Source organism: Streptomyces sp. NPDC025273 (genome assembly GCF_040638585.1).
Taxonomy (GTDB): domain Bacteria; phylum Actinomycetota; class Actinomycetes; order Streptomycetales; family Streptomycetaceae; genus Streptomyces; species Streptomyces cinereorectus.
On the sequence record NZ_JBEZYP010000002.1, the window covers coordinates 37,805 to 58,154 of the forward strand.

General features: G+C 71.8%; 23 protein-coding genes. 13 read left to right on the top strand and 10 right to left on the bottom strand.

Annotated elements, in window-relative coordinates:
* Nucleotides 1–20: 20 nt before the first annotated feature.
* Nucleotides 21–377 (bottom strand): ATP-binding protein, encoded by a 357-nt coding sequence (locus AB0F38_RS05145; protein WP_361886887.1) that lies wholly within the window; start codon nt 375–377, stop codon nt 21–23.
* Nucleotides 378–684: 307 nt separating this feature from the next.
* Nucleotides 685–1,590: a hypothetical protein gene (locus AB0F38_RS05150; RefSeq protein ID WP_361886890.1), complete on the bottom strand. Its 906-nt coding sequence runs from the start codon at nt 1,588–1,590 to the stop codon at nt 685–687.
* 62 nt (nt 1,591–1,652) lie between these two features.
* On the opposite strand from AB0F38_RS05150, the gene dapE reads away from it, so the two are divergent.
* A complete protein-coding gene (gene dapE, locus AB0F38_RS05155; RefSeq protein ID WP_361886893.1) occupies nt 1,653–2,732 on the top strand; it encodes a succinyl-diaminopimelate desuccinylase in 1,080 nt (359 codons plus the stop codon).
* An 85-nt stretch (nt 2,733–2,817) separates the two neighbouring features.
* Nucleotides 2,818–3,633 (top strand): TIGR00730 family Rossman fold protein, encoded by an 816-nt coding sequence (locus AB0F38_RS05160; protein WP_361886896.1) that lies wholly within the window; start codon nt 2,818–2,820, stop codon nt 3,631–3,633.
* A 132-nt stretch (nt 3,634–3,765) separates the two neighbouring features.
* Here the strand turns inward: AB0F38_RS05160 and folP are convergent, their stop codons facing one another.
* On the bottom strand, nt 3,766–4,638 hold the full coding sequence (folP, locus tag AB0F38_RS05165; RefSeq protein ID WP_361886899.1) for a dihydropteroate synthase: 873 nt from the start codon (nt 4,636–4,638) through the stop codon (nt 3,766–3,768).
* A 92-nt stretch (nt 4,639–4,730) separates the two neighbouring features.
* Here folP and AB0F38_RS05170 point away from each other — a divergent pair, with 92 nt between their 5' ends.
* Nucleotides 4,731–5,123 (top strand): DivIVA domain-containing protein, encoded by a 393-nt coding sequence (locus tag AB0F38_RS05170; protein ID WP_361886902.1) that lies wholly within the window; start codon nt 4,731–4,733, stop codon nt 5,121–5,123.
* Nucleotides 5,120–5,698, top strand: coding sequence for a DNA-3-methyladenine glycosylase I (locus tag AB0F38_RS05175; RefSeq protein WP_361886905.1), 579 nt, complete (start codon nt 5,120–5,122; stop codon nt 5,696–5,698). Before AB0F38_RS05170 ends, AB0F38_RS05175 begins: the two co-directional genes overlap by 4 nt.
* Before the next feature lie 17 nt (nt 5,699–5,715).
* Here the strand turns inward: AB0F38_RS05175 and AB0F38_RS05180 are convergent, their stop codons facing one another.
* A complete protein-coding gene (locus AB0F38_RS05180) occupies nt 5,716–6,516 on the bottom strand; it encodes an enoyl-CoA hydratase-related protein (protein ID WP_361887882.1) in 801 nt (266 codons plus the stop codon).
* A 335-nt stretch (nt 6,517–6,851) separates the two neighbouring features.
* Between AB0F38_RS05180 and AB0F38_RS05185 the strand changes: the two genes are divergently transcribed.
* Nucleotides 6,852–7,019, top strand: coding sequence for a DUF3117 domain-containing protein (locus AB0F38_RS05185; RefSeq protein WP_003966491.1), 168 nt, complete (start codon nt 6,852–6,854; stop codon nt 7,017–7,019).
* A 75-nt stretch (nt 7,020–7,094) separates the two neighbouring features.
* On the opposite strand, the gene AB0F38_RS05190 is transcribed toward AB0F38_RS05185, so the two are convergent.
* Nucleotides 7,095–7,760, bottom strand: coding sequence for an O-methyltransferase (locus tag AB0F38_RS05190; RefSeq protein WP_361886908.1), 666 nt, complete (start codon nt 7,758–7,760; stop codon nt 7,095–7,097).
* A gap of 175 nt (nt 7,761–7,935) precedes the next feature.
* Here AB0F38_RS05190 and sigE point away from each other — a divergent pair, with 175 nt between their 5' ends.
* From sigE to AB0F38_RS05215, 5 genes are all read left to right on the top strand, one after another.
* Nucleotides 7,936–8,697: an RNA polymerase sigma factor SigE gene (gene sigE / locus AB0F38_RS05195; protein WP_361886910.1), complete on the top strand. Its 762-nt coding sequence runs from the start codon at nt 7,936–7,938 to the stop codon at nt 8,695–8,697.
* On the top strand, nt 8,694–9,656 hold the full coding sequence (locus AB0F38_RS05200; protein ID WP_361886913.1) for a zf-HC2 domain-containing protein: 963 nt from the start codon (nt 8,694–8,696) through the stop codon (nt 9,654–9,656). The genes sigE and AB0F38_RS05200 overlap by 4 nt, the downstream gene beginning before the upstream one ends.
* A 107-nt stretch (nt 9,657–9,763) precedes the next feature.
* Nucleotides 9,764–11,512: a trypsin-like peptidase domain-containing protein gene (locus AB0F38_RS05205; protein WP_361886916.1), complete on the top strand. Its 1,749-nt coding sequence runs from the start codon at nt 9,764–9,766 to the stop codon at nt 11,510–11,512.
* Between the two features lie 109 nt (nt 11,513–11,621).
* On the top strand, nt 11,622–12,074 hold the full coding sequence (locus AB0F38_RS05210) for a sec-independent translocase (RefSeq protein ID WP_361886919.1): 453 nt from the start codon (nt 11,622–11,624) through the stop codon (nt 12,072–12,074).
* Nucleotides 12,075–12,198: 124 nt separating this feature from the next.
* Complete coding sequence (locus tag AB0F38_RS05215) at nt 12,199–12,861, top strand: hypothetical protein (RefSeq protein ID WP_361886922.1); 663 nt, start codon at nt 12,199–12,201, stop codon at nt 12,859–12,861.
* A gap of 54 nt (nt 12,862–12,915) precedes the next feature.
* On the opposite strand, the gene AB0F38_RS05220 is transcribed toward AB0F38_RS05215, so the two are convergent.
* The 3 genes from AB0F38_RS05220 to AB0F38_RS05230 are packed head-to-tail and all read right to left on the bottom strand — an operon-like array spanning nt 12,916 to nt 15,917.
* Entirely contained in the window at nt 12,916–14,049 is a 1,134-nt protein-coding gene (locus AB0F38_RS05220) for an Mrp/NBP35 family ATP-binding protein (RefSeq protein WP_361886925.1), read from the bottom strand.
* Between the two features lie 43 nt (nt 14,050–14,092).
* On the bottom strand, nt 14,093–14,653 hold the full coding sequence (locus AB0F38_RS05225; RefSeq protein WP_361886928.1) for a DUF1003 domain-containing protein: 561 nt from the start codon (nt 14,651–14,653) through the stop codon (nt 14,093–14,095).
* A complete protein-coding gene (locus AB0F38_RS05230; protein WP_361886931.1) occupies nt 14,643–15,917 on the bottom strand; it encodes a CBS domain-containing protein in 1,275 nt (424 codons plus the stop codon). The genes AB0F38_RS05225 and AB0F38_RS05230 overlap by 11 nt, the downstream gene beginning before the upstream one ends.
* A gap of 173 nt (nt 15,918–16,090) precedes the next feature.
* Between AB0F38_RS05230 and AB0F38_RS05235 the strand changes: the two genes are divergently transcribed.
* Nucleotides 16,091–16,870 carry a hypothetical protein gene (locus AB0F38_RS05235; RefSeq protein WP_361886934.1) on the top strand — a complete coding sequence of 260 codons (780 nt, stop codon included), beginning with the start codon at nt 16,091–16,093 and terminating at the stop codon, nt 16,868–16,870.
* A 12-nt stretch (nt 16,871–16,882) separates the two neighbouring features.
* On the opposite strand, the gene AB0F38_RS05240 is transcribed toward AB0F38_RS05235, so the two are convergent.
* Nucleotides 16,883–17,401: a hypothetical protein gene (locus AB0F38_RS05240; RefSeq protein WP_361886937.1), complete on the bottom strand. Its 519-nt coding sequence runs from the start codon at nt 17,399–17,401 to the stop codon at nt 16,883–16,885.
* Nucleotides 17,402–17,413: 12 nt separating this feature from the next.
* The gene (locus tag AB0F38_RS05245) at nt 17,414–18,529 is read right to left on the bottom strand and encodes a magnesium and cobalt transport protein CorA (protein ID WP_361886940.1); all 1,116 of its coding nucleotides are present in this window, start codon (nt 18,527–18,529) and stop codon (nt 17,414–17,416) included.
* 407 nt (nt 18,530–18,936) lie between these two features.
* On the opposite strand from AB0F38_RS05245, the gene AB0F38_RS05250 reads away from it, so the two are divergent.
* Together AB0F38_RS05250 and AB0F38_RS05255 are read left to right on the top strand one after the other, a co-directional pair.
* The gene (locus AB0F38_RS05250; protein ID WP_361886943.1) at nt 18,937–19,521 is read left to right on the top strand and encodes a suppressor of fused domain protein; all 585 of its coding nucleotides are present in this window, start codon (nt 18,937–18,939) and stop codon (nt 19,519–19,521) included.
* 79 nt (nt 19,522–19,600) lie between these two features.
* Entirely contained in the window at nt 19,601–20,245 is a 645-nt protein-coding gene (locus AB0F38_RS05255; RefSeq protein ID WP_361886946.1) for a DUF6758 family protein, read from the top strand.
* Nucleotides 20,246–20,350: the final 105 nt, after the last annotated feature.

A 20,350-nucleotide genomic window follows, 5' to 3' on the forward strand; every position in this document is an offset into this window, starting at 1 on the left:
TTCGCGCGTGTGCAGGTGAATCAGCCGATCGGCAGGCCGCCGGTGGGGAGGCCCTCGGTGGGCAGCCCGCCGGTCGACAGGGTGTCGGCCGCCAGCTCGCCGTCCGCGACCGTCCCGGCCTTCTCGACGGTCTCACCGGCGACCGGGAGGGTCGTGCCGACGATCTTGCCCCCGGTCTCGTTCGCGGCCGCGGCACCCTGCTTCGCGGCGCCGTCGAGCGTGGTGCCGGCGCCGTCGAGCGAGGTCAGGCCGCCGAGGGCCGGGGTCTGCGGGAGCCCCGCGGCACCTGCGGCACCGGCCGCGCCGACCACGGGTGCCGCACCTGCGGCGATCAGCAGCGCGGCACGGGCGATCCGACGGGTCAGGGGGAGGGACATGATGCTCCTTCGACGGGACTTCAGCGGTTCTCGGCAGAGGCGGACACTGCCTGTCCGGTGATCGGACGCACTGAACAACCGGTCCGGGGGCGGGGAAGGTTGCGGGGCACCGAGGTAAAGACTGGGTAATGCGTCATATGATCCGCAATGGAGGAACCCGGTTGGACGAGGCCGTCGGCAGTCACCTGATGAACCGTCACTTCCCTTTGCTAGTACGGAAATCAGGGTGCCACGCAGCGGCGGGGAAGCGGCGGTGCGGGTGAGGATCCCGGGGAGGCCGGACGGCCCGTACGGATGACTGCCCGTACTACTGAGCGAGTCGCATTCTGACCGCTGTCATGCCCGATTCCTTACGTTCCGTCCGCCAGCCCGTATCGGCGGTCCAGATCCGGCCGGCGTACGACACCTCGTCGATCCGCAGGGTGCCGGCCCGGGCGACCGCCCAGTGGGCCAGTTCCCAGCCACGCCGGGGCGCCTCGCCGTCGGCCTTCGCGTCCGGCCCCACGGGTACCGCCACGGAGCCCGCCGCGGAGGGGCCCGCCGAACCGGCGGCCGGCAGGACGTCCTTCCCGAAGGCGCGCACCAGATCGGCCCGCACCTCGGCCGCGTCACCCGGGCCGGAGACGGTCTCCGCCGGCAGCGAGCAGGTCAGCGAGGCGGGAGCGCGGCCGGTCAGCGCGGCCGACAGCAGTGCGGCGTCCGGCTCGTGCTTGGCGTACGCCTGCGGGAACCCGCTCTTCTGCACCCGCTGCGCCGCCTCGGTGAGCGGCAGCCGCGAGTAGCCCGGCACCTCGGCCAGGTGCTCGTAGAACTCCCCGGAGGCGTAGACCGGATCCAGGATCTGCTCCGGCGTCCCCCAGCCCTGCGAGGGACGCTGCTGGAAGAGCCCGAGCGAGTCCCGGTCGCCGTGGTCGATGTTGCGCAGCGAGGACTCCTGCAGCGCGGTCGCCAGCGCGATGGTCACCGCGCGCTCCGGCATCCCGCGGGTGGTGCCCACGGCGGAGATCGTCGCGGCGTTCGCGGCCATCTCGGGGCTCATCTCGTACGAACGCCCCTCGCCCCCGTCCGCGGCGCGCACGGTGCAGCGCGGCGCCCCCTGGTGACCGGAGACGTACTGCACGGCCACATAGCCGGCCAGGGCGACGAGCACGACGAAGGCGGCCGCGAATCGGGAGAGGCGGCTGCGACGGGAGGAAGCGGCGGTCCGGGGCACGGGGCCCACCGTACTGGAGGGTACGAGCGGGACCGAGACCGAAGTCCCTTAGGGTCGTGGCCATGGACGGACACACGCTTGACCTCGCCCTGGACGGACCGGAACTCACGGCTCGGCTCGTCGACCTTCCGTCGGTCAGCGGGCAGGAGAAGGACCTCGCCGACGCGATCGAGGCGGCCCTGCGCCCGCTGCCGCACCTGACCGTGGAGCGGTACGGCAACAACATCGTGGCCAGGACGCGGCTGGGCCGTGCCGAGCGCGTCGTGCTGGCCGGACACATCGACACCGTGCCGATCGCGGACAACGTGCCCTCCCGCCTCGACGGGAACGGCGTGCTCTGGGGGTGCGGAACCTCCGACATGAAGTCGGGGGTCGCCGTTCAGCTGCGGATCGCGGCGACGGTGCCGGAGCCCAACCGCGACCTCACGTTCCTCTTCTACGACAACGAGGAGGTCGCCGCCCACCTCAACGGACTCGGGCAGGTGGCCGAAGCGCACCCCGACTGGCTGGACGGGGACTTCGCGGTGCTCCTGGAGCCCTCCGACGCCCAGGTCGAGGGCGGCTGCCAGGGCACGCTCCGGGTCCACCTGCGGCTGGACGGCGAGCGGGCGCACTCCGCGCGCAGCTGGATGGGATCCAACGCGATCCACGCCGCCGCCCCGGTGCTGGCCAGGCTGGCCGCGTACGAACCGCGCCGGCCGGTCATCGACGGGCTCGAATACCACGAGGGCCTCAACGCCGTCGGCATCGAGGGCGGCGTCGCCACCAACGTCATCCCCGACGCCTGCACGGTGGTGGTCAACTACCGGTACGCCCCCGACCGCTCGGCCGAGGAGGCCGAGGCGCACGTCCGCGAGGTCTTCGCGGACTGCGGCGTCGCCGGCTTCACGATCGACGACCACTCCGGAGCGGCGATGCCCGGACTCTCGCACCCGGCGGCCGAGGCGTTCATGGAAGCGGTCGGCGGCACGGCCCAGCCCAAGTTCGGCTGGACGGACGTGTCCCGCTTCGGCGCCCTCGGCATCCCCGCGGTGAACTACGGGCCCGGGGACGCGCTGTTCGCCCACAAGCGGGACGAGCACGTGGCGGTCGACCGGATCACGCACTGCGAGGAGCGCCTCCGCTCCTGGCTCACCAGCTGACTCACGGCATTCCCCTGCCCGTAACCTCCGCCGATCTACGCTGAAGCGTGACACGTACAACGCATGTCGGCGGAGGGAGCAGGTCATGGGCAACCCGCAGGACGCAGGGATCCCCGAGGGCGCGCAGGTTCCTGAGGGTGCGGTGAAGCCCGAGGAGCAGCGGCTGGGCCCGGTGCTGCGCCGCAGGGAGCAGGTGCAGCCGGGCACGACCGACCAGCGGCTGCTGGACTCCGAGGGCGACTCCGAGTGGGTGCACACCGACCCCTGGCGGGTGATGCGGATCCAGTCGGAGTTCGTGGAGGGCTTCGGAGCGCTCGCGGAACTGCCGAGCGCCATCAGCGTCTTCGGCTCGGCCCGCACCCCGGCCGGAGGGCCGGACTACGAGGCGGGCGTGCGGATCGGCCGGGCGCTGGTCGAGGCGGGGTTCGCTGTCATCACGGGCGGCGGCCCGGGGGCGATGGAGGCGGCGAACAAGGGTGCCCGGGAGGCGAAGGGGGTCTCCGTCGGGCTCGGCATCGAGCTGCCGTTCGAGTCCGGCCTGAATCCACATGTCGACATCGGCGTCAACTTCCGCTACTTCTTCGTCCGCAAGACGATGTTCGTGAAGTACGCCCAGGGCTTCGTCGTCCTGCCCGGCGGCCTGGGCACGCTGGACGAGCTCTTCGAAGCGCTGACGCTGGTGCAGACGGGCAAGGTGACGCGCTTCCCCATCGTGCTGTTCGGCTCGGCGTACTGGAGCGGCCTGGTGGACTGGCTGCGGGACACGGTGGTGGCCCAGGGCAAGGCGTCCCAGCACGACCTGATGCTGTTCCACGTCACGGACGACGTCGAGGAGGCGGTCCGGCTCGTGACGAAGGAGGTCGGCGCCAGGGGTCCCGGCGAATCGAGCCCTCTTCGGTGACCGGGCGGAGCGGGGCGCGAAATCGAGCCCCGCTCCTCACGTCCCTCCGGCGACCGGGCAGCGGGGTCCGGGCCCAGGGACGTCCGGATCTGGCCGGACCCCGTGAGCCCGGCACGATCCACACGAGAGGCCCTACGCCAGCCCGCGCCGGGCCACCGCGGGCGCACGGTGGCCCGCGATGGACGCCACCATGTCCAGAACCTGCCGCGTCTCCGCCACCTCGTGCACCCGGTACACCCGCGCCCCCAGCCACGCCGACACCGCCGTCGTCGCGAGCGTGCCCAGCACCCGCTCCTTGACCGGCTTGTCGAGCGTCTCCCCGACGAAGTCCTTGTTGGACAGCGAGACCAGCACCGGCCACCCGGTGGCGGCCATCTCACCGAGCCTGCGCGTCGCCTCCAGCGAGTGCCGGGTGTTCTTCCCGAAGTCGTGACCCGGGTCGATCATGATCCCGTCCGGCCGGACCCCGAGTTCCACGGCCCGCTCGGCAAGGCCGACCGTCACCCGCAGGATGTCCGCCATCACGTCGTCGTACGCGATCCGGTGCGGCCGGGTCCGCGGCTCCGCGCCGCCCGCGTGGGTGCACACGAGCCCCGCCCCGTAGCGTGCGGCGACCTGGGCGAGCTTCGGGTCGACGCCGCCCCACGCGTCGTTCAACACGTCCGCCCCGGCCTCGCAGACCGCCTCGCCCACATCGTGCCGCCAGGTGTCCACGCTGATCACCACGTCCGGGTGGCGGCGGCGCACCTCGGCGACGAAGCCGACCGTGCGGCGCGCCTCCTCCTCCGCCGTCACCTCCTCGCCGGGTCCGGCCTTCACCCCGCCGATGTCGATGATCGCGGCGCCCTCCGACACGGCCTGTTCGACCCGGGAGAGCGCGGGTTCGTCGCGGAACGTCGCCCCCTGGTCGTAGAAGGAATCGGGGGTCCGGTTCACGATCGCCATGATCACCGGTTCGTGCGGTCCGAATTCCCGCCGCCCCAGCCTGAGCGCATCGCTTCGCATCCCTGTGCTCCTCCTCGGTAGGTCGCCTGCGACCCTAACTGTCAGTGGCGCGTGGCACGATCTGACCCGGACAGGTTTCCGCTCCCGGGGAGATGCGCGTGTTCTGGTTCTTGCTGCTCACGATGGCCGTGGTGGTGGCCGCGGTCACGATGGCGGTGGTAGGCGGAGGCGGAAGTGCGGTGCTGCAGGACGTGGAGCCCGAGCGGCTCACCGACCCGCTGCCGGCGAACCGCCCGGTCGGCCGTGCCGACGTCGAGGCCCTGCGGCTGCCCATGGCCGTGCGGGGCTACCGCATGGCGGACGTGGACGAGGCGCTGGGCCGCCTCGGCGCCGAGCTCGCCGAGCGGGACGCCCGCATCGCCGAGCTGGAGTCCGCGCTCGCCGGGGCCCAGGCGACCGCGGTGACCGGCCCCGACCTGTTCAAGCGGCCGGGAGAACCCCTGACCGGGGAGGACGGCCGGCCGTCGGGCGAGGACACGCGATGAGCGGCGCCCAGCCCGCCGCGGACGGTGGTCTGCGCTGCCCCTGGGGCCTGTCCACGGAGGACTACCTCGCCTACCACGACACGGAGTGGGGCAGGCCCGTCCACGGCGACGACGCCCTCTTCGAGCGGCTCTGCCTGGAGGCGTTCCAGTCCGGCCTCTCGTGGCTGACGATCCTGCGCCGCCGTGAGGGCTTCCGCAGCGCCTTCGCCGGGTTCAGCATCTCCGCCGTCGCGGAGTTCACCGACACCGACAGGGAGCGCCTCCTCGCCGACGCCGGCATCATCCGCAACCGCGCGAAGATCGACGCGACGCTGGCCAACGCCAAGGTGCTGGCCGGCTGGGGTGCCGGGGAGCTGGACGCGCTCATCTGGTCGTACGCCCCCGATCCGGCCACCCGGCCCGCCCCGCGCACGCTCGGGGACGTACCGGCCGTCACCCCGGATTCCATGGCGCTGGCCAAGGACCTCAAGAAGCGGTCGATCCGCTTCGTCGGTCCCACGACCGCCTACGCCCTGATGCAGGCCTGCGGCCTGGTCGACGACCACCTGGCCGACTGCGTGGCCCGCGGCCGGTAGCGGCCGCGGGCCGGTCCTCAGCGGCCCAGGTACTTCGGCCGCTGCTTGGCGAGGAACGCCTCCACCGCGATCGTGTGGTCCTGCGACGCGCCCGCCCTCGTCTGGAGTTCGTCCTCCTTCTCCAGCGACTGGGCCAGCGTGTGCCCCGCGCCGTACGCCATGGACGCCTTCAGCGCCGCGTACGCCACGGTCGGACCGTCCGCCAGGGCGCGGGCCACGGCGAGGGCCTCCTTCGCCAGGTCCGCGGCGGGCACCACCTTGTTCGCGATGCCCAGCTCGTACGCCTCCTGGGCGGAGATCGAACGCGGGAAGAACAGCAGGTCGGCGGCGCGGCTCGCACCGATGAGCCGGGGCAGGGTCCAGGAGACGCCCGAATCCGCGGTCAGCGCCACGCCCGCGAAGGACGTGTTGAAGGCGGCCGTGTCGGCGACCACCCGGTAGTCGGCGGCGAGCGCGAAACCGAAGCCGGCCCCCGCGGCGACCCCGTTGACCCCCGCGACCACGGGCTTCTCCATCTCGGTGAGCGCCCGCACGATCGGGTTGTAGTGCTCCCGCACGGTGCTCAGCGCGTTGCCGCCGTCCGTGTCGCGGGCCTCGGCGAGTTTGGCGACGTGCTCCTTGAGGTCCTGGCCCACGCAGAAGGCGCGCCCGGTCGCGGTGAGCAGAACCGCCCGTACGGCGGTGTCGTCCGCTACGGCCCGCAGCGCGTCGCGGAGCGCGACCTTGGCCGCGGTGTTCATGGCGTTCATCGCGTCGGGGCGGTTGATCGTGATCGTCGCGAGCCCGTCGCTCACATCCGTGAGCACGGTGTCAGCCATGGTGTCGGCCGTGTCGGCCATCGCAGGGTCTCCTTACGGCTCCGGCATTGTGCCTGTCCAGGCAAGCATGGCCGACTTCGGGCGGGGCGGATATGTGACCTGCGTCTAACAATTGGCTCTCGGCCGAGGGCCGATGGCGGCGCAGTATCGCAGCCGGATCGCCGAATTGGGTAGTTTTGAGAGAGCGCGTTGCGCAAGCGATGCCGAGCGATGTTGGTCATCGGGGTCTCCCATGCGGGATAATGACCAGGAAGCATTGTGTTCGACGCCGGTGAGGCAGCGCCTGTCATGGAGCCGCCGGTTGCGATGAGCTGGTTTCAGGAAGGGGAACGAGCATGGCGGCCATGAAGCCGCGGACGGGCGACGGCCCGCTCGAGGTGACAAAGGAGGGGCGGGGCATCGTCATGCGCGTTCCGCTCGAAGGCGGCGGTCGGCTTGTCGTCGAGCTGACTCCGGACGAGGCCGATGCACTCGGCGACGCGCTGAAGAAGGTCGTCGGCTGAGGCGGAGGCGCCCACACTTCACGACTGCCCCGGCACGGACTCCGTGCCGGGGCAGTCGTGCGTCGGGGACCGGGGTCAGCCGCGCCGCACGGCGCACAGCAGCCCGTCGCCCACGGGCAGCAGCGTCGCCATGAGCTCCTGGCTCTCCCGCGCGGCCCGGAGCAGCTCACGCAGACGCAGCACCTCGGCCGGCTGGGCCGCGGAGTCGATCGTGCGGCCGTCCGCGAAGACGCCCTCGAAGCAGACGAGGCCGCCGGGCCGCAGCAGGCGCAACGATTCAGCGAGGCAGTCCATGCTCTCGAGCCGGTCGCCGTCGCAGAAGACGAGGTCGTATCCGCCGTCCGCGAGCCGCGGCAGCACGTCGAGTGCGCGCCCGGGGATGAACCGCGACCGGTTGGTGGCGAAGCCCGCCGCGCGGAACGCCTCGCGGGCGAACTGCTGGCGCTCCGGTTCGGGGTCCACGGTGGTCAGTACGCCGTCGGGGCGCATTCCCTGCAGCAGATAGATCCCGGACACGCCGGTGCCGGTGCCGATCTCGGCCACCGCTTTGGCGTCCGCGGTGGCAGCGAGCAGGCGCAGCGCGGCGCCGGTGCCGGGTGACACCGAGCGGAGCCCCGTCTCGTGGGCCCGGTCCCGGGCCCAGAGCAGAGCTTCTTCCTCGGCGACAAAGGCGTCGGCGAACGCCCAGCTCGTCTGCCGGTTGGCGGTAATGACCCTCTCCTGTCCCCGTAGTTGGCGCAACGGTGACTGTATCCGCTGAACCCGGGAACCCGCAGATGGGACCGGGCGTTAGGAGGGGGCAGGGGAAAACGCATGGATCGGGCCCTCTCACCGGGCCCGGAACGTGCCCCCTGCCCCGGGGACACCCGGGGCAGGCAGGGAAAAGGCTTATCCGGAGCTAACGGGCGAGGTGGCTATGGTAGGGGCTCCGCTGGACACCACCAGAGCCGATAGGGGAGGTGCGGCTGCGCCTGTGGATCGGGGAGGAGTGCTGCGGCGCTTTCTCAGGTCGGCGGGTGAGCCGAAATCCGTGACCGACACCGCTGACCGTTCTTCCAACGACTCCGCACCGACCGCGACCTTCGCCTCAGACGCGGATTCTCAGGCGTGGACCCCGCCCTCATGGGAAGAGATCGTCAGCACGCACAGCGGTCGCGTGTACCGCCTCGCCTACCGGCTGACAGGTAATCAGCACGACGCCGAGGACCTCACGCAGGAAGTCTTCGTGCGGGTCTTCCGCTCGCTGTCGACCTACACGCCCGGCACGTTCGAGGGCTGGCTGCACAGGATCACGACGAATCTCTTCCTGGACATGGTCCGCCGCAAGCAGCGGATCCGCTTCGACTCCCTCGGTGACGACGCCGCCGAGCGGCTGCCGAGCCGTGAGCCGTCCCCGCAGCAGGTCTTCAACGACACGCACTTCGACGCGGACGTGCAGCAGGCGCTGGACACCCTTGCGCCCGAATTCCGTGCCGCCGTCGTGCTCTGCGACATCGAGGGGCTCTCGTACGAGGAGATCGCGGCCACGCTCGGCGTGAAGCTCGGTACCGTGCGCAGCCGCATCCACCGCGGCCGCTCGCACCTGCGCAAGGCCCTGCAGCACCGTTCGCCCGAGGCCCGCGCCGAGCAGCGTTCCCTCGCGGACGCGGTCCTGGCAGGGGAGGGCGGAACGGCGTGAGTGGCACAGGTCCGACCCCCGCGGAACACCATCTGGGGGACCGTCTCGCCGCGCTCGTCGACGGTGAGCTCAAACACGACGCCCGGGAGCGGGTCCTCGCCCACCTGGCGACCTGCGCCAGGTGCAAGGCCGAGGCCGACGCCCAGCGGCGCCTGAAGAGCGCCTTCGCCACCGCCACCCCTCCCTCGCCCTCCGAGGGGTTCCTGGCCCGCCTGCAGGGCCTTCCCGGGGGCCATGGGAGCGACGGCGACAGCTCCGGCGGCCGGCGCTTCGGGGAGGGACTCTTCCCCGCGCTGACGCCCCCCGGCGGCACGGAGGCGACTACCGGTTCGTCGCCACTGGACGGCTTCGGTTATCTGCACACCGTGCACGGACCGGCCGCTGTTCTGCCCGGCGGACCTCCGTCCGCCTTCCGTATCCACGGAGTGGGCCGTGAGGCCGAGCGCTCGCCCTGGCGTGCCCGGCGCTTCGCGTTCGCCGCGGCCAGTGCCGTCTCGCTCGCGGCCATCGCGCTCGGCGGCGCACTGCCCCTGGAGTACGGTCCCGACGCTCCGCTCAGCGCCGAGGGCGCCGGCAGCAGCGGGACGCCGCTCGATGCCGAGGCACGGACCGGCGGTGCGGGCGCCGCGGCCAGCCGCGGCGGCGGCGGCGCGCTCTCCGTGGAGGGACGCCCCCGCACGCCGTCCGTGGCACCGACCGCCGTACCGTCCTCGTCCGCGCAGCCGGCCGTAGCCGCCGCGCCTTCACTGATCAGCACCACGGCACTCACCGGGCACACGTTCGCGTTCCCGGTGCTGAACGTGTCCGTTCCGCCGCTGATACGTCCGACCGACGCGGGCCCGCTCCTGTCGGCCGCGCTGGGGGGCGAGCAGAAGCCGAAGCAGGCCCTGCCTTCGGCGACGGCGTCCGCCTCACCGACGCTGCGCGACCGCGCGATGCCCCTTTCTCCACTGCGCTGATTTCTCCGCTGCGCCGACCCGGACTCTGCGCGCGGATTCGCAAACCTGGTTGAATTCCGGGAGGGACGCCTCTGTGGGGGCGTGCAAGGGCCAGTAGCGGGGAGAGCATGGACGACGGGAAGCCCAGCAGCGGGCCGAAGGCGAAGTGGTGGAGCCGTCCCACGACGGGACGTACCGGCCCTGCCGAGCCGGAGGATTCGACGCCCGTCGCGGCCGGGGCCGAGGTCATCGTGTCCCACGACGGGGCGCCGCCGGCGGAGCCCGGAGCGCCCGCCGACGAAGGCGCACCGGGCCGGGCGGCAGAGCCGTTCACGCCCGGTGAAGGCGTACCGGCCCCGGCGCCCGAGCCGTTCACGCCCGTACCCCGGACGCGGCCGCTGCACGCGCCCGACGAGTACAGCACCCCGCCCTACGGCGGCCCGGGGCCGTGGGCGCCCGCACCGCCCGTCCAGCGCCCGCAGCCGACCCCCGCCCACGGCACTCCCATGCCCCCGCCCTACGAGGGGACGAACGGCCACGGGAGTGCCGTCGCGGCGCCCGCCCAGCCCCCGGCCCCCGCCGAGGCGTACGCGCCTGTGCCCCAGCCGCCCCTGGTGCCGCACCAGCACGGCGCACACCCGCAGCCAGGGAGCCCGCCCCTCGTCCCGCAGCAGACCTCGCAGTGGCTGCGCTACGACCCGTGGGGCGCGCCCCAACAGCCCCTGAGCCACCCCGGACCGGTCCACGGGCCCGACGCGGGGCCGCGCAGGCGCCGCCGGGGATCCGTCCTCGTCGGAGCCGCACTGCTCGCCCTCGTCGCGGGCGGTATCGGCGGCGGTGTCGGCGCCTACGTCGAGCGCAACGGCGGCCTGACCACGCTCGAGCTGCCCCAGGCCGGCCGGGACAGCGGCGGCCGCGCCCCCGACAGCGTCGCGGGCATCGCCGCCAGCGCTCTGCCCAGCGTGGTCACCCTGCACGTCAGCGGCTCCGCCGAGTCCGGCACCGGCACCGGCTTCGTCCTCGACGGCAAGGGCCACATCCTCACCAACAACCACGTGGTCGCCCCCGCCGGCTCCACCGGCGACATCACCGTCACCTTCAGCGGCGGCGAGACCGCGCCCGCCGAGATCGTCGGCAAGGACAGCGGCTACGACCTGGCGGTCGTCAAGGTCACCGGCGTCTCGGGCCTCAAGCCCCTGGCGCTCGGCAATTCCGACAACGTGCAGGTCGGCGACCCGGTGGTGGCCATCGGCGCCCCCTTCGACCTGTCCAACACGGTCACCTCCGGCATCATCAGCGCCAAGCAGCGGCCCATCACCGCGGGCGGCGAGAAGGGCGACGGCACCGACGTCAGCTACGTCGACGCCCTGCAGACCGACGCCCCGATCAACCCGGGCAACTCCGGCGGCCCGCTGGTCGACGCCGAGGCCCGGGTCATCGGTATCAACAGCGCCATCCGGGCCGCCGGCAGCGGCTCTGGCCCGGACGGCGGGCAGTCCGGCTCCATCGGCCTGGGCTTCGCGATACCGATCAACCAGGGCAAGCGGGTCGCCGAGGAGCTGATCAGCACCGGCAAGGCCACCCACCCGGTGATCGGCGTCACGCTGGACATGGAGTTCACCGGCGACGGGGCCAAGGTCGGCGGCAAGGGCGCCGGCGGCGGGTCCGCGGTCACCGCGGACGGTCCGGCCGACGAGGCGGGCATCGAAGCGGGCGACATCATCACCGAGGTCGACGGCCAGCGGGTGCACAGCGGCGAGGAGCTGATCGTCAAGATCCGCGCCCACCGGCCGGGAGACCGCCTCGACCTCCAGGTGACACGCGACGGCAAGGACCTGCCCGTGACGTTGACCCTGGGTTCGGCGAGCGGCACCTGACGGCCACCGGCAGGTACCGCCCGGACAGCTTCGACGGGTACCGTGGAGCCGGTCCGGCCCCGACGGCCCTGGTGGCGGAGAACACGCGGAGAACACGAGGAGCAGCAAGGTGTTCAATGACATAGGCGCACTCGAGCTGGTGACGCTGGTGGTTCTCGCCGTGCTCGTATTCGGCCCGGAGAAGCTGCCGAAGGTCATTCAGGACGTCACGCGCACCATCCGGAAGATCCGTGAGTTCTCGGACAGCGCGAAGGACGACATCCGTTCGGAGCTCGGCCCGCAGTTCAAGGACTTCGAGTTCGAGGACCTCAACCCCAAGACGTTCGTCCGCAAGCAGCTCATGGACGGCAACGACGACCTGGGGCTCAAGGACATCCGGGAGAGCTTCGATCTGCGCAAGGAGATGGCGGAGGTCACCGACGCGGTGAACGGCCGCGAGACCACGCCCTCCACCGGCACGGCCGCCGCCGCACCGGCCGCGGCCGGCACGCCCGACCTCCTCAAGAAGCCCGCTCAGCCCGCCAAGGACGAGCGCCCGCCCTTCGACGCGGACGCCACCTGAGACCCGCCAATCCCGACTCGTCCGGACGGTATGGCTATTCTCCATCTGTCCGGTTGCGAGGTTGCCCATGCCCGAGGGGGGAGGGCCGCTCCGGATCTGAAGGATCGAGGAGGCGGCCGGGCAGATGGAGACGACGAGTCGGGTAGGGGCGGACGGTGCACCCGGCAAGGGCACCGCAGAGGGGGTGCCGACGGCCCGGCGTACTGTCGACGGCTATCTCAAGGCACCGTTCCCCTGGTACGGGCTGGACGAGGCGTTCACGGGTCCGCGCTGGCTGATGCAGGTGGCCGCAGCCGCCGACGGCACGGTGCAGCACGGTTCCACGGGGCACGGTGAGGAACCCGTGGTGCGGACCGAGGCGGGCGCGGAGAAGGCGCGCTTCGCGGTGGTCGTGACGGTGGCCAGCAGCCCGGTACGGCACACCGGCGACGGTACGGGCGTCCTGGACGCCACCACGGTCTCCTCGGCGGCCTGGCTGGCGGGCTCCGGCCTGCTGGCGTACACGTGGCCTCCGCAGATGGACCACACGCTGCGCGGCGAATGGCTGAACCAGCAGACGGAGACCGCGTTCGAGCTGGCCGACGACCTCGGCCGGGCTCCCTGGTCGACGCTGTCCCTCCCGGTGGACGGCGTGCCGGTGGAATTCCACTACCGCGAGTCCGAGTTCGGCTGGGTCCTCGCGGGGTCGGCGCCGGACGGCGTGCACATCGGCGCGTACGGGCGCGGGATGAGCGCCTACGGACTGGGCTTCGCGGTGATCGGCGACATCAGGGCGTACGAGGCCTGAGCACGCATGAGGAAGGGGCGGCCTCCGCGGAGGCCGCCCCTTGCGTGCGAGCACTCAGAACTTGTTGCGCGGGGTGAGTCCCAGCGACATGCCGGACAGGCCGCGCCGGCGGCCGCCCAGCTGCTCCGCGATGGACCGCAGGGCCGTGCCCGCCGGGGAGTCCGGGTCGGACAGGACGACGGGCTTGCCCTCGTCGCCGCCCTCGCGCAGCCGTACGTCGATCGGGATGGAACCCAGGACCGGCACCTCGGCACCGACCGTCTTCGTCAGCCCCTCGGCGACCCGCCGACCGCCGCCCGAGCCGAACACGTCGACCATCTCGTCGCAGTGCGGGCACGGCATGCCCGACATGTTCTCGACGACGCCGACGATCTTCTGGTGGGTCTGCACGGCGATGGAACCGGCCCGCTCGGCCACCTCGGCCGCGGCCTGCTGAGGGGTCGTGACGACCAGGATCTCGGCATTCGGCACGAGCTGTGCCACGGAGATCGCGATGTCACCGGTGCCGGGCGGCAGGTCGAGCAGCAGGACGTCCAGGTCGCCCCAGTACACATCGGCGAGGAACTGCTGCAGCGCGCGGTGCAGCATCGGCCCGCGCCACACCACCGGGGCGTTGCCCGGGGTGAACATGCCGATGGAGATCACCTTCACACCGTGCGCGGACGGTGGCATGATCATGTTCTCGACCTGGGTGGGCTTGCCGTCCGCCCCGAGCATCCGGGGCACGCTGTGCCCGTAGATGTCCGCGTCCACGACACCGACCTTGAGCCCGTCGGCCGCCATCGCCGCCGCGAGGTTCACCGTCACCGAGGACTTGCCGACGCCGCCCTTGCCGGACGCGACCGCGTAGACCCGGGTCAGCGAGCCGGGCTTGGCGAACGGCACCTCGCGCTCCGCCGTGCCGCCGCGGAGCGAGGAGGCGAGCTCCTTGCGCTGCTCGTCGCTCATCACGTCGAGGGTGACCTCGACCCGCGACACGCCTTCGACGCGCGCCACCGCGTCGGTCACGTTCTTGGTGATCGTCTCGCGCATCGGGCAGCCGGAAACCGTGAGGTACACGGTGACAGCGACTACACCGTCAGGATCGATCCCAACCGATTTCACCATGCCCAGCTCGGTGATCGGTCGGTGGATCTCCGGGTCGTTCACTGTCGCCAGTGCTTCACGCACCGCGTCTTCCGTAGCCATACCGACGATGGTACGGCGCCGGTGCCTACGCGCGGGTAGCCCCTCAGCGGTCGCCTTCGTCACTCTCGACCTGGATGAGCACCTGGCGCTCCTCCATGTCCTTGACCATGGCCTCCAGCTCCGAGCGGATCCAGTCCCGGGTGGCGACCTCGCCGAGGCCCATCCGCAGGGCGGCGATCTCCCGGGTGAGGTACTCGGTGTCCGCGATCGAGCGCTCGTTCTGCTTGCGGTCCTGCTCGTGGGTGACCCTGTCGCGGTCGTCCTGGCGGTTCTGCGCGAGCAGGATCAGCGGAGCGGCGTACGAGGCCTGGAGGGACAGCATCAGCGTCAGGAAGATGAAGGGGTACTGGTCGAACCGGAACTCCTCCGGCGCGAAGATGTTCCACACCACCCACAGGATGATGATCAGCGTCATCCAGACGATGAACCGTCCCGTGCCCAGGAACCGGGCGATGCGCTCGGAGAACCGGCCGAACGCCTCGGGGTCGTACTCCGGCAGCAGCCGGCGCCGGGGGTCCTTCGGCTGGTCGAGCCGCGGCCGCGGGGGGCGCACGATGCCCGAGGAGCCGGTCGACGCCGCCTTCGTACGGTCCTCACCGGCCATCGTCGATCCCCTCCTCGCCCTGGAAGTCGGTCTCGCGCCAGTCCTCGGGGAGCAGGTGGTCCAGCACGTCGTCGACGGTCACCGCGCCGAGCAGTGAGCCGCTCTCGTCCACCACGGGCACCGAGACCATGTTGTACGCGGCCAGGTAGCTGGTCACGGCGGGCAGCGGGGTGTCCGGCGTCAGCGGTACGAGATCGCTGTCGACGAGCGAGCTGACCAGGGTGAACGGGGGATCGCGCAGCAGCCGCTGGAAGTGCACGGTGCCCAGGTACCTGCCGGTCGGGGTCTCGTCGGGCGACCGGCAGACGTACACCTGGGCGGCCAGCGCCGGCGAGAGGTCCTGCTGACGGACGCGGGCCAGCGCGTCCGCCACCGTCGCGTCCGGCCGCAGGATGATCGGTTCGGTCGTCATCAGCCCGCCCGCGGTCCGCTCCTCGTACGACATCAGGCGCCGTACGTCGGCGGCGTCGTCGGGCCGCATCAGCGCCAGCAGCCGCTCCTTGTCCGCTTCCGGCAGCTCCGACAGCAGGTCGGCCGCGTCGTCCGGGTCCATCGCCTCCAGGACGTCCGCCGCACGGTCCTCCTGGAGCTTGCCGATGATCTCCACCTGATCGTCCTCGGGGAGCTCCTCCAGGACGTCCGCGAGCCGGTCGTCGTCCAGCGCCGCGGCCACCTCGGCCCGGCGCTTGGGCGACAGATGGTGCAGGGCGTTGGCGACATCGGTGGGGCGCAGCCGCTCGAAGGTGGCGACCAGGCTCTCGGTACCCTGCCCGTGCTCCTCCAGGGAGAAGCCGCTGACCGCCGACCAGTCCACCGTCAGCGTCTCGCCCTTGCGCCGCAGGGCGCCGCCCCGCCCCTTGCGCACGAAGCACTTGTCGATCTCCCAGTCACGGCGGGCGGGGAGCTGATGGATGGCCACATCGAGGACGGTGACCTCCTCGCCGGTCTCCACGAGGCGCACCCGCCGGTCAAGGATCTCGCCCAGGAGGAGTCGCTCGGTCGGGCGCTGCTCGAAGCGCCGCATGTTGACGACCCCGGTCGTGATGACCTGGCCCGACTCGACCCCGGTCACCCTGATCATGGGCAGGAAGATCCGTCGCCGGCTGACCACCTCGACGACCATGCCGAGCAGCCTCGGCGGCTTGCCGCCGACCCGGAGCATCGCCACGAAATCGCGGACCCGGCCGACCTGGTCACCATTGGGGTCGAACACCGGTACGCCGGACAGATGTGAGACGAAGACCCTGGGTGCGCCTGCTGCCATTCCGTGCGCCTCCCTTGTCCCAGGACATCCTCCTTCGCCGAGATCAGGCTAGCCCGTACCGCTCCGTGCCGCCCCGGCGGTCCGTCCGTACAGTGCTCTGCCGAAAGGCGTACGCGGCACGGGTACGCTGCCGTCTGCCACCCCCCGACACACAGACGAGAGGCAGTGCGCCCGTGACCTCTTCCGCCCCGGCCGTCCGCGCCCGTCGCCGGACCGCTCTCGCCGTCGTGCTCTGCGCGGGGCTGACCGTCGCGCTCACGGCCTGTGCCGAGGAGGACCCGGACAAGGGGACCAATGGCGTCGGCAAGCTGACCGCGGCGCAGATCGACAAGAAGGCACGGGCCGCCGCGGACGCCTCCGACGCGGTGCGACTGACGGGCAAACTGGTCGGCAAGGGCGGCACGTACACCCTGAACATGCAGCTCAGCGTCGATGGCGGCACCGGATCGGTCACCTCGGAGCAGAGCACGTTCGAGCTGCTGCGGATCGGTGACGAGCTCTTCCTCAAGGCCGACGCGGGCTTCTGGAGCCATGACGCGGACGACGCGGAGGGCACGGCCGGCGGGGGCGACGAGAGCGACCGGGCCGCCGCCGACAAGCTCCAGGGCAAGTACGTGAAGGTCCCCGAGGACGACCCCACCTACAAGCAGCTGCGCGGCTTCACCGAGAAGAAGACTCTGCTCGACGGGATGCTGACCCTGCACGGCAAGATCAACAAGGGTGACCGGGACACGATCGGCGGGGTCCGCACCGTGCAGATCATGGGTGGAAAGGGTGAGGGCGGCGCACTCGACGTCTCCCTGAAGGGCACGCCCTACCCTCTGCGGGTGGCCCGCGGCGGGGGAGGCGGCACCGTCACCCTCGCCGACTGGGGCGAGGCCTTCACGCTGGAGCCGCCGCCCGAGGACGACACCGTCGACTACGGCGGCCAGCTGCCCAAGTCCTCCGGCTGACGGAAGAGCCCGTCACTTCTTCCCGCGGCGCTTCCACAGCAGCCGGGGGAGCGCGGCGGGCGCGGGGCGGCGCGTGGTCGCCCCGGTGGGCAGCGGCGCCGCGGCCAGCGAGGTCTCCGGCAGCTCCGTACGGGACGTGCCGGGCGTCAGCCGTACGACCCGGCACTCACGTGCCCAGCGCTCGGTCATCCGCTCGGCGTCCGGTGCGTTCAGCCGCTTGCCCCTGAGCTCGGCGACGGCGGCCTCCCACTCCGCGGAGTGCGGCTCCAGGACGGCGACGGCGGCGGTCCAGGCGACGAGCCGGCCGCCCTTGTCCTTGCTGCGCACCGTCACCTCGGCGGTGCCGCCCGCGTCCAGCCCGGCGGACAGCGGCTGCTCCCCGGGGCCGTCGCCGACGAGCAGGGCGGCGCCCTCGTGCCACACGTGCCACAGCGCCCGCGCCGGGCCGGAGCCCCGCACCCAGATCAGGCCGGACTTCTTGGTGGCCTCCTCGACGAGAGCCCGGCCCAGCGACACGTCAGCAGCAGTCATGTCCGCACTCTATTAGAGCCAGCCGTTGCGCTTGAGAATGCGGTGGATGGAGAAACAGACGACGCCGATGACGCCCAGCACCATCGGATAGCCGTAGGTCCACCGCAGCTCCGGCATGTGCCTGAAGTTCATGCCGTAGACGCCGCAGATCATCGTCGGCACGGCGATGATGGCTGCCCAGGACGTGATCTTGCGCATGTCCTCGTTCTGCGTGACGGTCGCCTGCGCCAGGTTGGCCTGGAGAATCGAGTTCAGCAACTCGTCGAATCCGATGACCTCTTCGTGCACCCGGGCCAGGTGGTCGGCCACATCACGGAAGTACTTCTGGATGTCGGGGTCGATCAGCCGCATGGGGCGCTCGCTCAGCAGCTGCATCGGCCGCAGCAGCGGTGAGACGGCGCGCTTGAACTGCAGCACCTCGCGCTTCAGCTGGTAGATCCGCCCCGCGTCCGAACCGCGCGGACTGCCCTTCGCCGGGGTGGAGAACACATCGATCTCCACCTCGTCGATGTCGTCCTGCACGGAGGCCGCCACCGCGATGTAGCCGTCGACGACATGGTCGGCGATCGAGTGCAGTACGGCGGAGGGCCCCTTGGCGAGCAGTTCGGGGTCGTCCTGGAGCCGGTGGCGCAGGGCGCGGAGCGAGCCCTGCCCGCCGTGCCGGACGGTGATGACGAAGTCCCGTCCGGTGAAGCACATCACCTCACCCGTCTCCACCACCTCGCTGGTGGCGGTCAGCTCGGTGTGCTCGACGTAGTGGATCGTCTTGAAGACGGTGAACAGCGTGTCGTCGTACCGCTCCAGCTTGGGCCGCTGGTGGGCGTGGACGGCGTCCTCGACGGCGAGTGGGTGGAGGCCGAACTCCCTTGCGATACCGGCGAATTCCTCCTCGGTCGGCTCGTGCAGGCCGATCCAGGCGAAGCCGCCGTCCTCGCGCACGCGCAGCATCGCCTCGTGCGGGGTCTGGCAGGCGTCGGCCGCGAGCCGGCTCCCGTCCCGGTAGACCGCGCAGTCGACGACGGCGCTGGAGACGGTCGGGTCACGGGTGGTGTCGTAGCTGTTGTACGGGATGCTGCTCTTGCGCAGGGACGGGCGCACGGCGGCGCGCAGGTCGCGGATCATCGACATGGCTGGCTCCTTCACGGAGGGCCGTCGGCGGGGCGTGGAACAGCCCGGAACGGGGACGTGCGCTCACGTCCGCAAAGCGGGCGGCACCACGCGTGCGCGATGACGGCGTTCGCTACAGACAGGCAAAAACGAGGGGCTCTTCCGGTGCGCGAACTGCCGCGAATACGCTCTGGGAGGGCGTCAGATCACGGAAGGACGGCGTCGCGCGGAAGGGCGGTCGGTACTGCACGGTCGACTTGGATCCACCGCAGCCCCACCTCCTCCGGCCGGTCCCCCGTGGGGGATCACGTGTTGTCGGGCCTGAGAGCGACGCTTGGCGTGCTGTCCCGACGGGCGGCCCACGCTATCAGCCGACTCGGGGTCAAACGGTTTTTTTGCCCGTTGGAGACGCGTTCTATGCTCGCGGCATGGGAGAAATTCTTGATCTGGTCGAGGCCCGGCTCCGCACGGCCCTGGGGGAACCGGACGCGCGCGCCGGTGTGACGTTCCTCGGCACGGACCGCATCGAGGTGCTCCGCTTCATCGACGGCGATGTGGTGCGCTACGCCACGCTGGGCATGTCCGCCCAGCCGATGGCCGATCCCACCTCGCCGCTCGCCGACCCGGTGAAGGGCCCGCGGGCGGAACTGGTCCTGTCCGTACGGGTGGGGCTCGCCGCCACCGACGAGGTGCTCAGGCCGCTCGCCGTACTGGCCGCCTCCCCGCAGGTCGAGGGGCTGATCGTCACCCCCGGGGCGTCCCTGGACCTCGGCCGGCCGCTCTGGTCCGGGGCGCCGTTCAGCTCCGTGCTGGTCGCCGAGCCCGGCGGCCTCGTCGAGGACCTGGAGCTGGAGGCCCCGATGGAACCGGTGCGCTTCCTGCCGCTCCTGCCGATGACGCACAACGAGGCTGCCTGGAAGCGGGTCAGGGGAGCCCAGGAACTCCAGGAGCGCTGGCTGTCGCAGGGGACCGATCTGCGGGACCCGCTGCGCTCCTCCGTACCCCTCGACTGAGCCGGCCCGCGGGGGCGCCGCGCTGCGGACGGGTGATCGTCCTTGACGGCACGACGCCCGGAGAGGACCGTTGGGGGGTATGAGGGGCGAACCCAGTTGCCCGAAGTGCGGTGGCCGGGTCAGGGCGCCCGGTCTTTTCGCCGATGCCTGGCAGTGCTCCGTGCACGGCCAGGTCCACCCGGTGCAGCCGGTGATCCCGCCCAGCGTCGAGGCGCTCGGTGTGGTGGTGCACCGGGCCAGAGTGCCGGTGTGGATGCCCTGGCCGCTCCCGGTGGGCTGGCTGTTCACGGGCGCGGCGTACGCGGGCGACGACCGCAGCGGCGGCCGGGCGACCGCTGTCACCTGTTCCGGACCCGGACCGCTCGGAGGCATGGGCGAGCTGCTGCTCGTCGCGGAGGAACTCGGCGTGGGGCTCGGTGCGCGCTACGCCGGCATCGACGGCCCGGACCCCGGCTCCCGTCTGTGCGCCGGCGGGGTGCCGGACGCCAAGGTGCTCGCCGCCGGGCGGCCCACGCCGCTCTGGCACGTCAAGGACGCCCCGGACGACCGGGCGGTCTTCGCGGGCGAGGCGCGCGGACTGTGGCTCTGGGCGATCGTCTGGCCCGAGCAGTCCGGACTCCTGATGTACGACGAACTGGTGCTGACCGATCTGCGCGAGGCCGGCGCGGAGGTGGACCTCCTGCCGTGCGGGGCGCTCACGCCCCGGCTGCTCACGACGCCCTGACCGGGCGAGGAAGCGGCCGTACGGACGGGGCGGACGGTGGCGGCGGAGTGTGCGGGGCGACGGGGGCCGGGGACCCCGGCGCCCGCCGGTTATCCTTGAGCGTCC

Excerpts from the sequence above, each read along its gene's own strand:
- AB0F38_RS05245 (WP_361886940.1), bottom strand. The coding sequence starts at position 18,529 with ATGTCGATGATCCGCGACCTGCGCGCCGCCGTGCGCCCGTCCCTGCGC.
- AB0F38_RS05250 (WP_361886943.1), top strand. The coding sequence starts at position 18,937 with ATGGGAGAAATTCTTGATCTGGTCGAGGCCCGGCTCCGCACGGCCCTG.
- AB0F38_RS05240 (WP_361886937.1), bottom strand. The coding sequence starts at position 17,401 with ATGACTGCTGCTGACGTGTCGCTGGGCCGGGCTCTCGTCGAGGAGGCC.
- AB0F38_RS05220 (WP_361886925.1), bottom strand. The coding sequence starts at position 14,049 with ATGGCTACGGAAGACGCGGTGCGTGAAGCACTGGCGACAGTGAACGAC.
- AB0F38_RS05225 (WP_361886928.1), bottom strand. The coding sequence starts at position 14,653 with ATGGCCGGTGAGGACCGTACGAAGGCGGCGTCGACCGGCTCCTCGGGC.
- AB0F38_RS05145 (WP_361886887.1), bottom strand. The coding sequence starts at position 377 with ATGTCCCTCCCCCTGACCCGTCGGATCGCCCGTGCCGCGCTGCTGATC.
- AB0F38_RS05160 (WP_361886896.1), top strand. The coding sequence starts at position 2,818 with ATGGGCAACCCGCAGGACGCAGGGATCCCCGAGGGCGCGCAGGTTCCT.
- AB0F38_RS05185 (WP_003966491.1), top strand. The coding sequence starts at position 6,852 with ATGGCGGCCATGAAGCCGCGGACGGGCGACGGCCCGCTCGAGGTGACA.
- AB0F38_RS05255 (WP_361886946.1), top strand. The coding sequence starts at position 19,601 with ATGAGGGGCGAACCCAGTTGCCCGAAGTGCGGTGGCCGGGTCAGGGCG.
- AB0F38_RS05180 (WP_361887882.1), bottom strand. The coding sequence starts at position 6,516 with ATGGCTGACACCGTGCTCACGGATGTGAGCGACGGGCTCGCGACGATC.
- dapE (WP_361886893.1), top strand. The coding sequence starts at position 1,653 with ATGGACGGACACACGCTTGACCTCGCCCTGGACGGACCGGAACTCACG.
- AB0F38_RS05205 (WP_361886916.1), top strand. The coding sequence starts at position 9,764 with ATGGACGACGGGAAGCCCAGCAGCGGGCCGAAGGCGAAGTGGTGGAGC.
- folP (WP_361886899.1), bottom strand. The coding sequence starts at position 4,638 with ATGCGAAGCGATGCGCTCAGGCTGGGGCGGCGGGAATTCGGACCGCAC.
- AB0F38_RS05230 (WP_361886931.1), bottom strand. The coding sequence starts at position 15,917 with ATGGCAGCAGGCGCACCCAGGGTCTTCGTCTCACATCTGTCCGGCGTA.
- AB0F38_RS05170 (WP_361886902.1), top strand. The coding sequence starts at position 4,731 with ATGCGCGTGTTCTGGTTCTTGCTGCTCACGATGGCCGTGGTGGTGGCC.
- AB0F38_RS05175 (WP_361886905.1), top strand. The coding sequence starts at position 5,120 with ATGAGCGGCGCCCAGCCCGCCGCGGACGGTGGTCTGCGCTGCCCCTGG.
- AB0F38_RS05215 (WP_361886922.1), top strand. The coding sequence starts at position 12,199 with ATGGAGACGACGAGTCGGGTAGGGGCGGACGGTGCACCCGGCAAGGGC.
- sigE (WP_361886910.1), top strand. The coding sequence starts at position 7,936 with ATGGTAGGGGCTCCGCTGGACACCACCAGAGCCGATAGGGGAGGTGCG.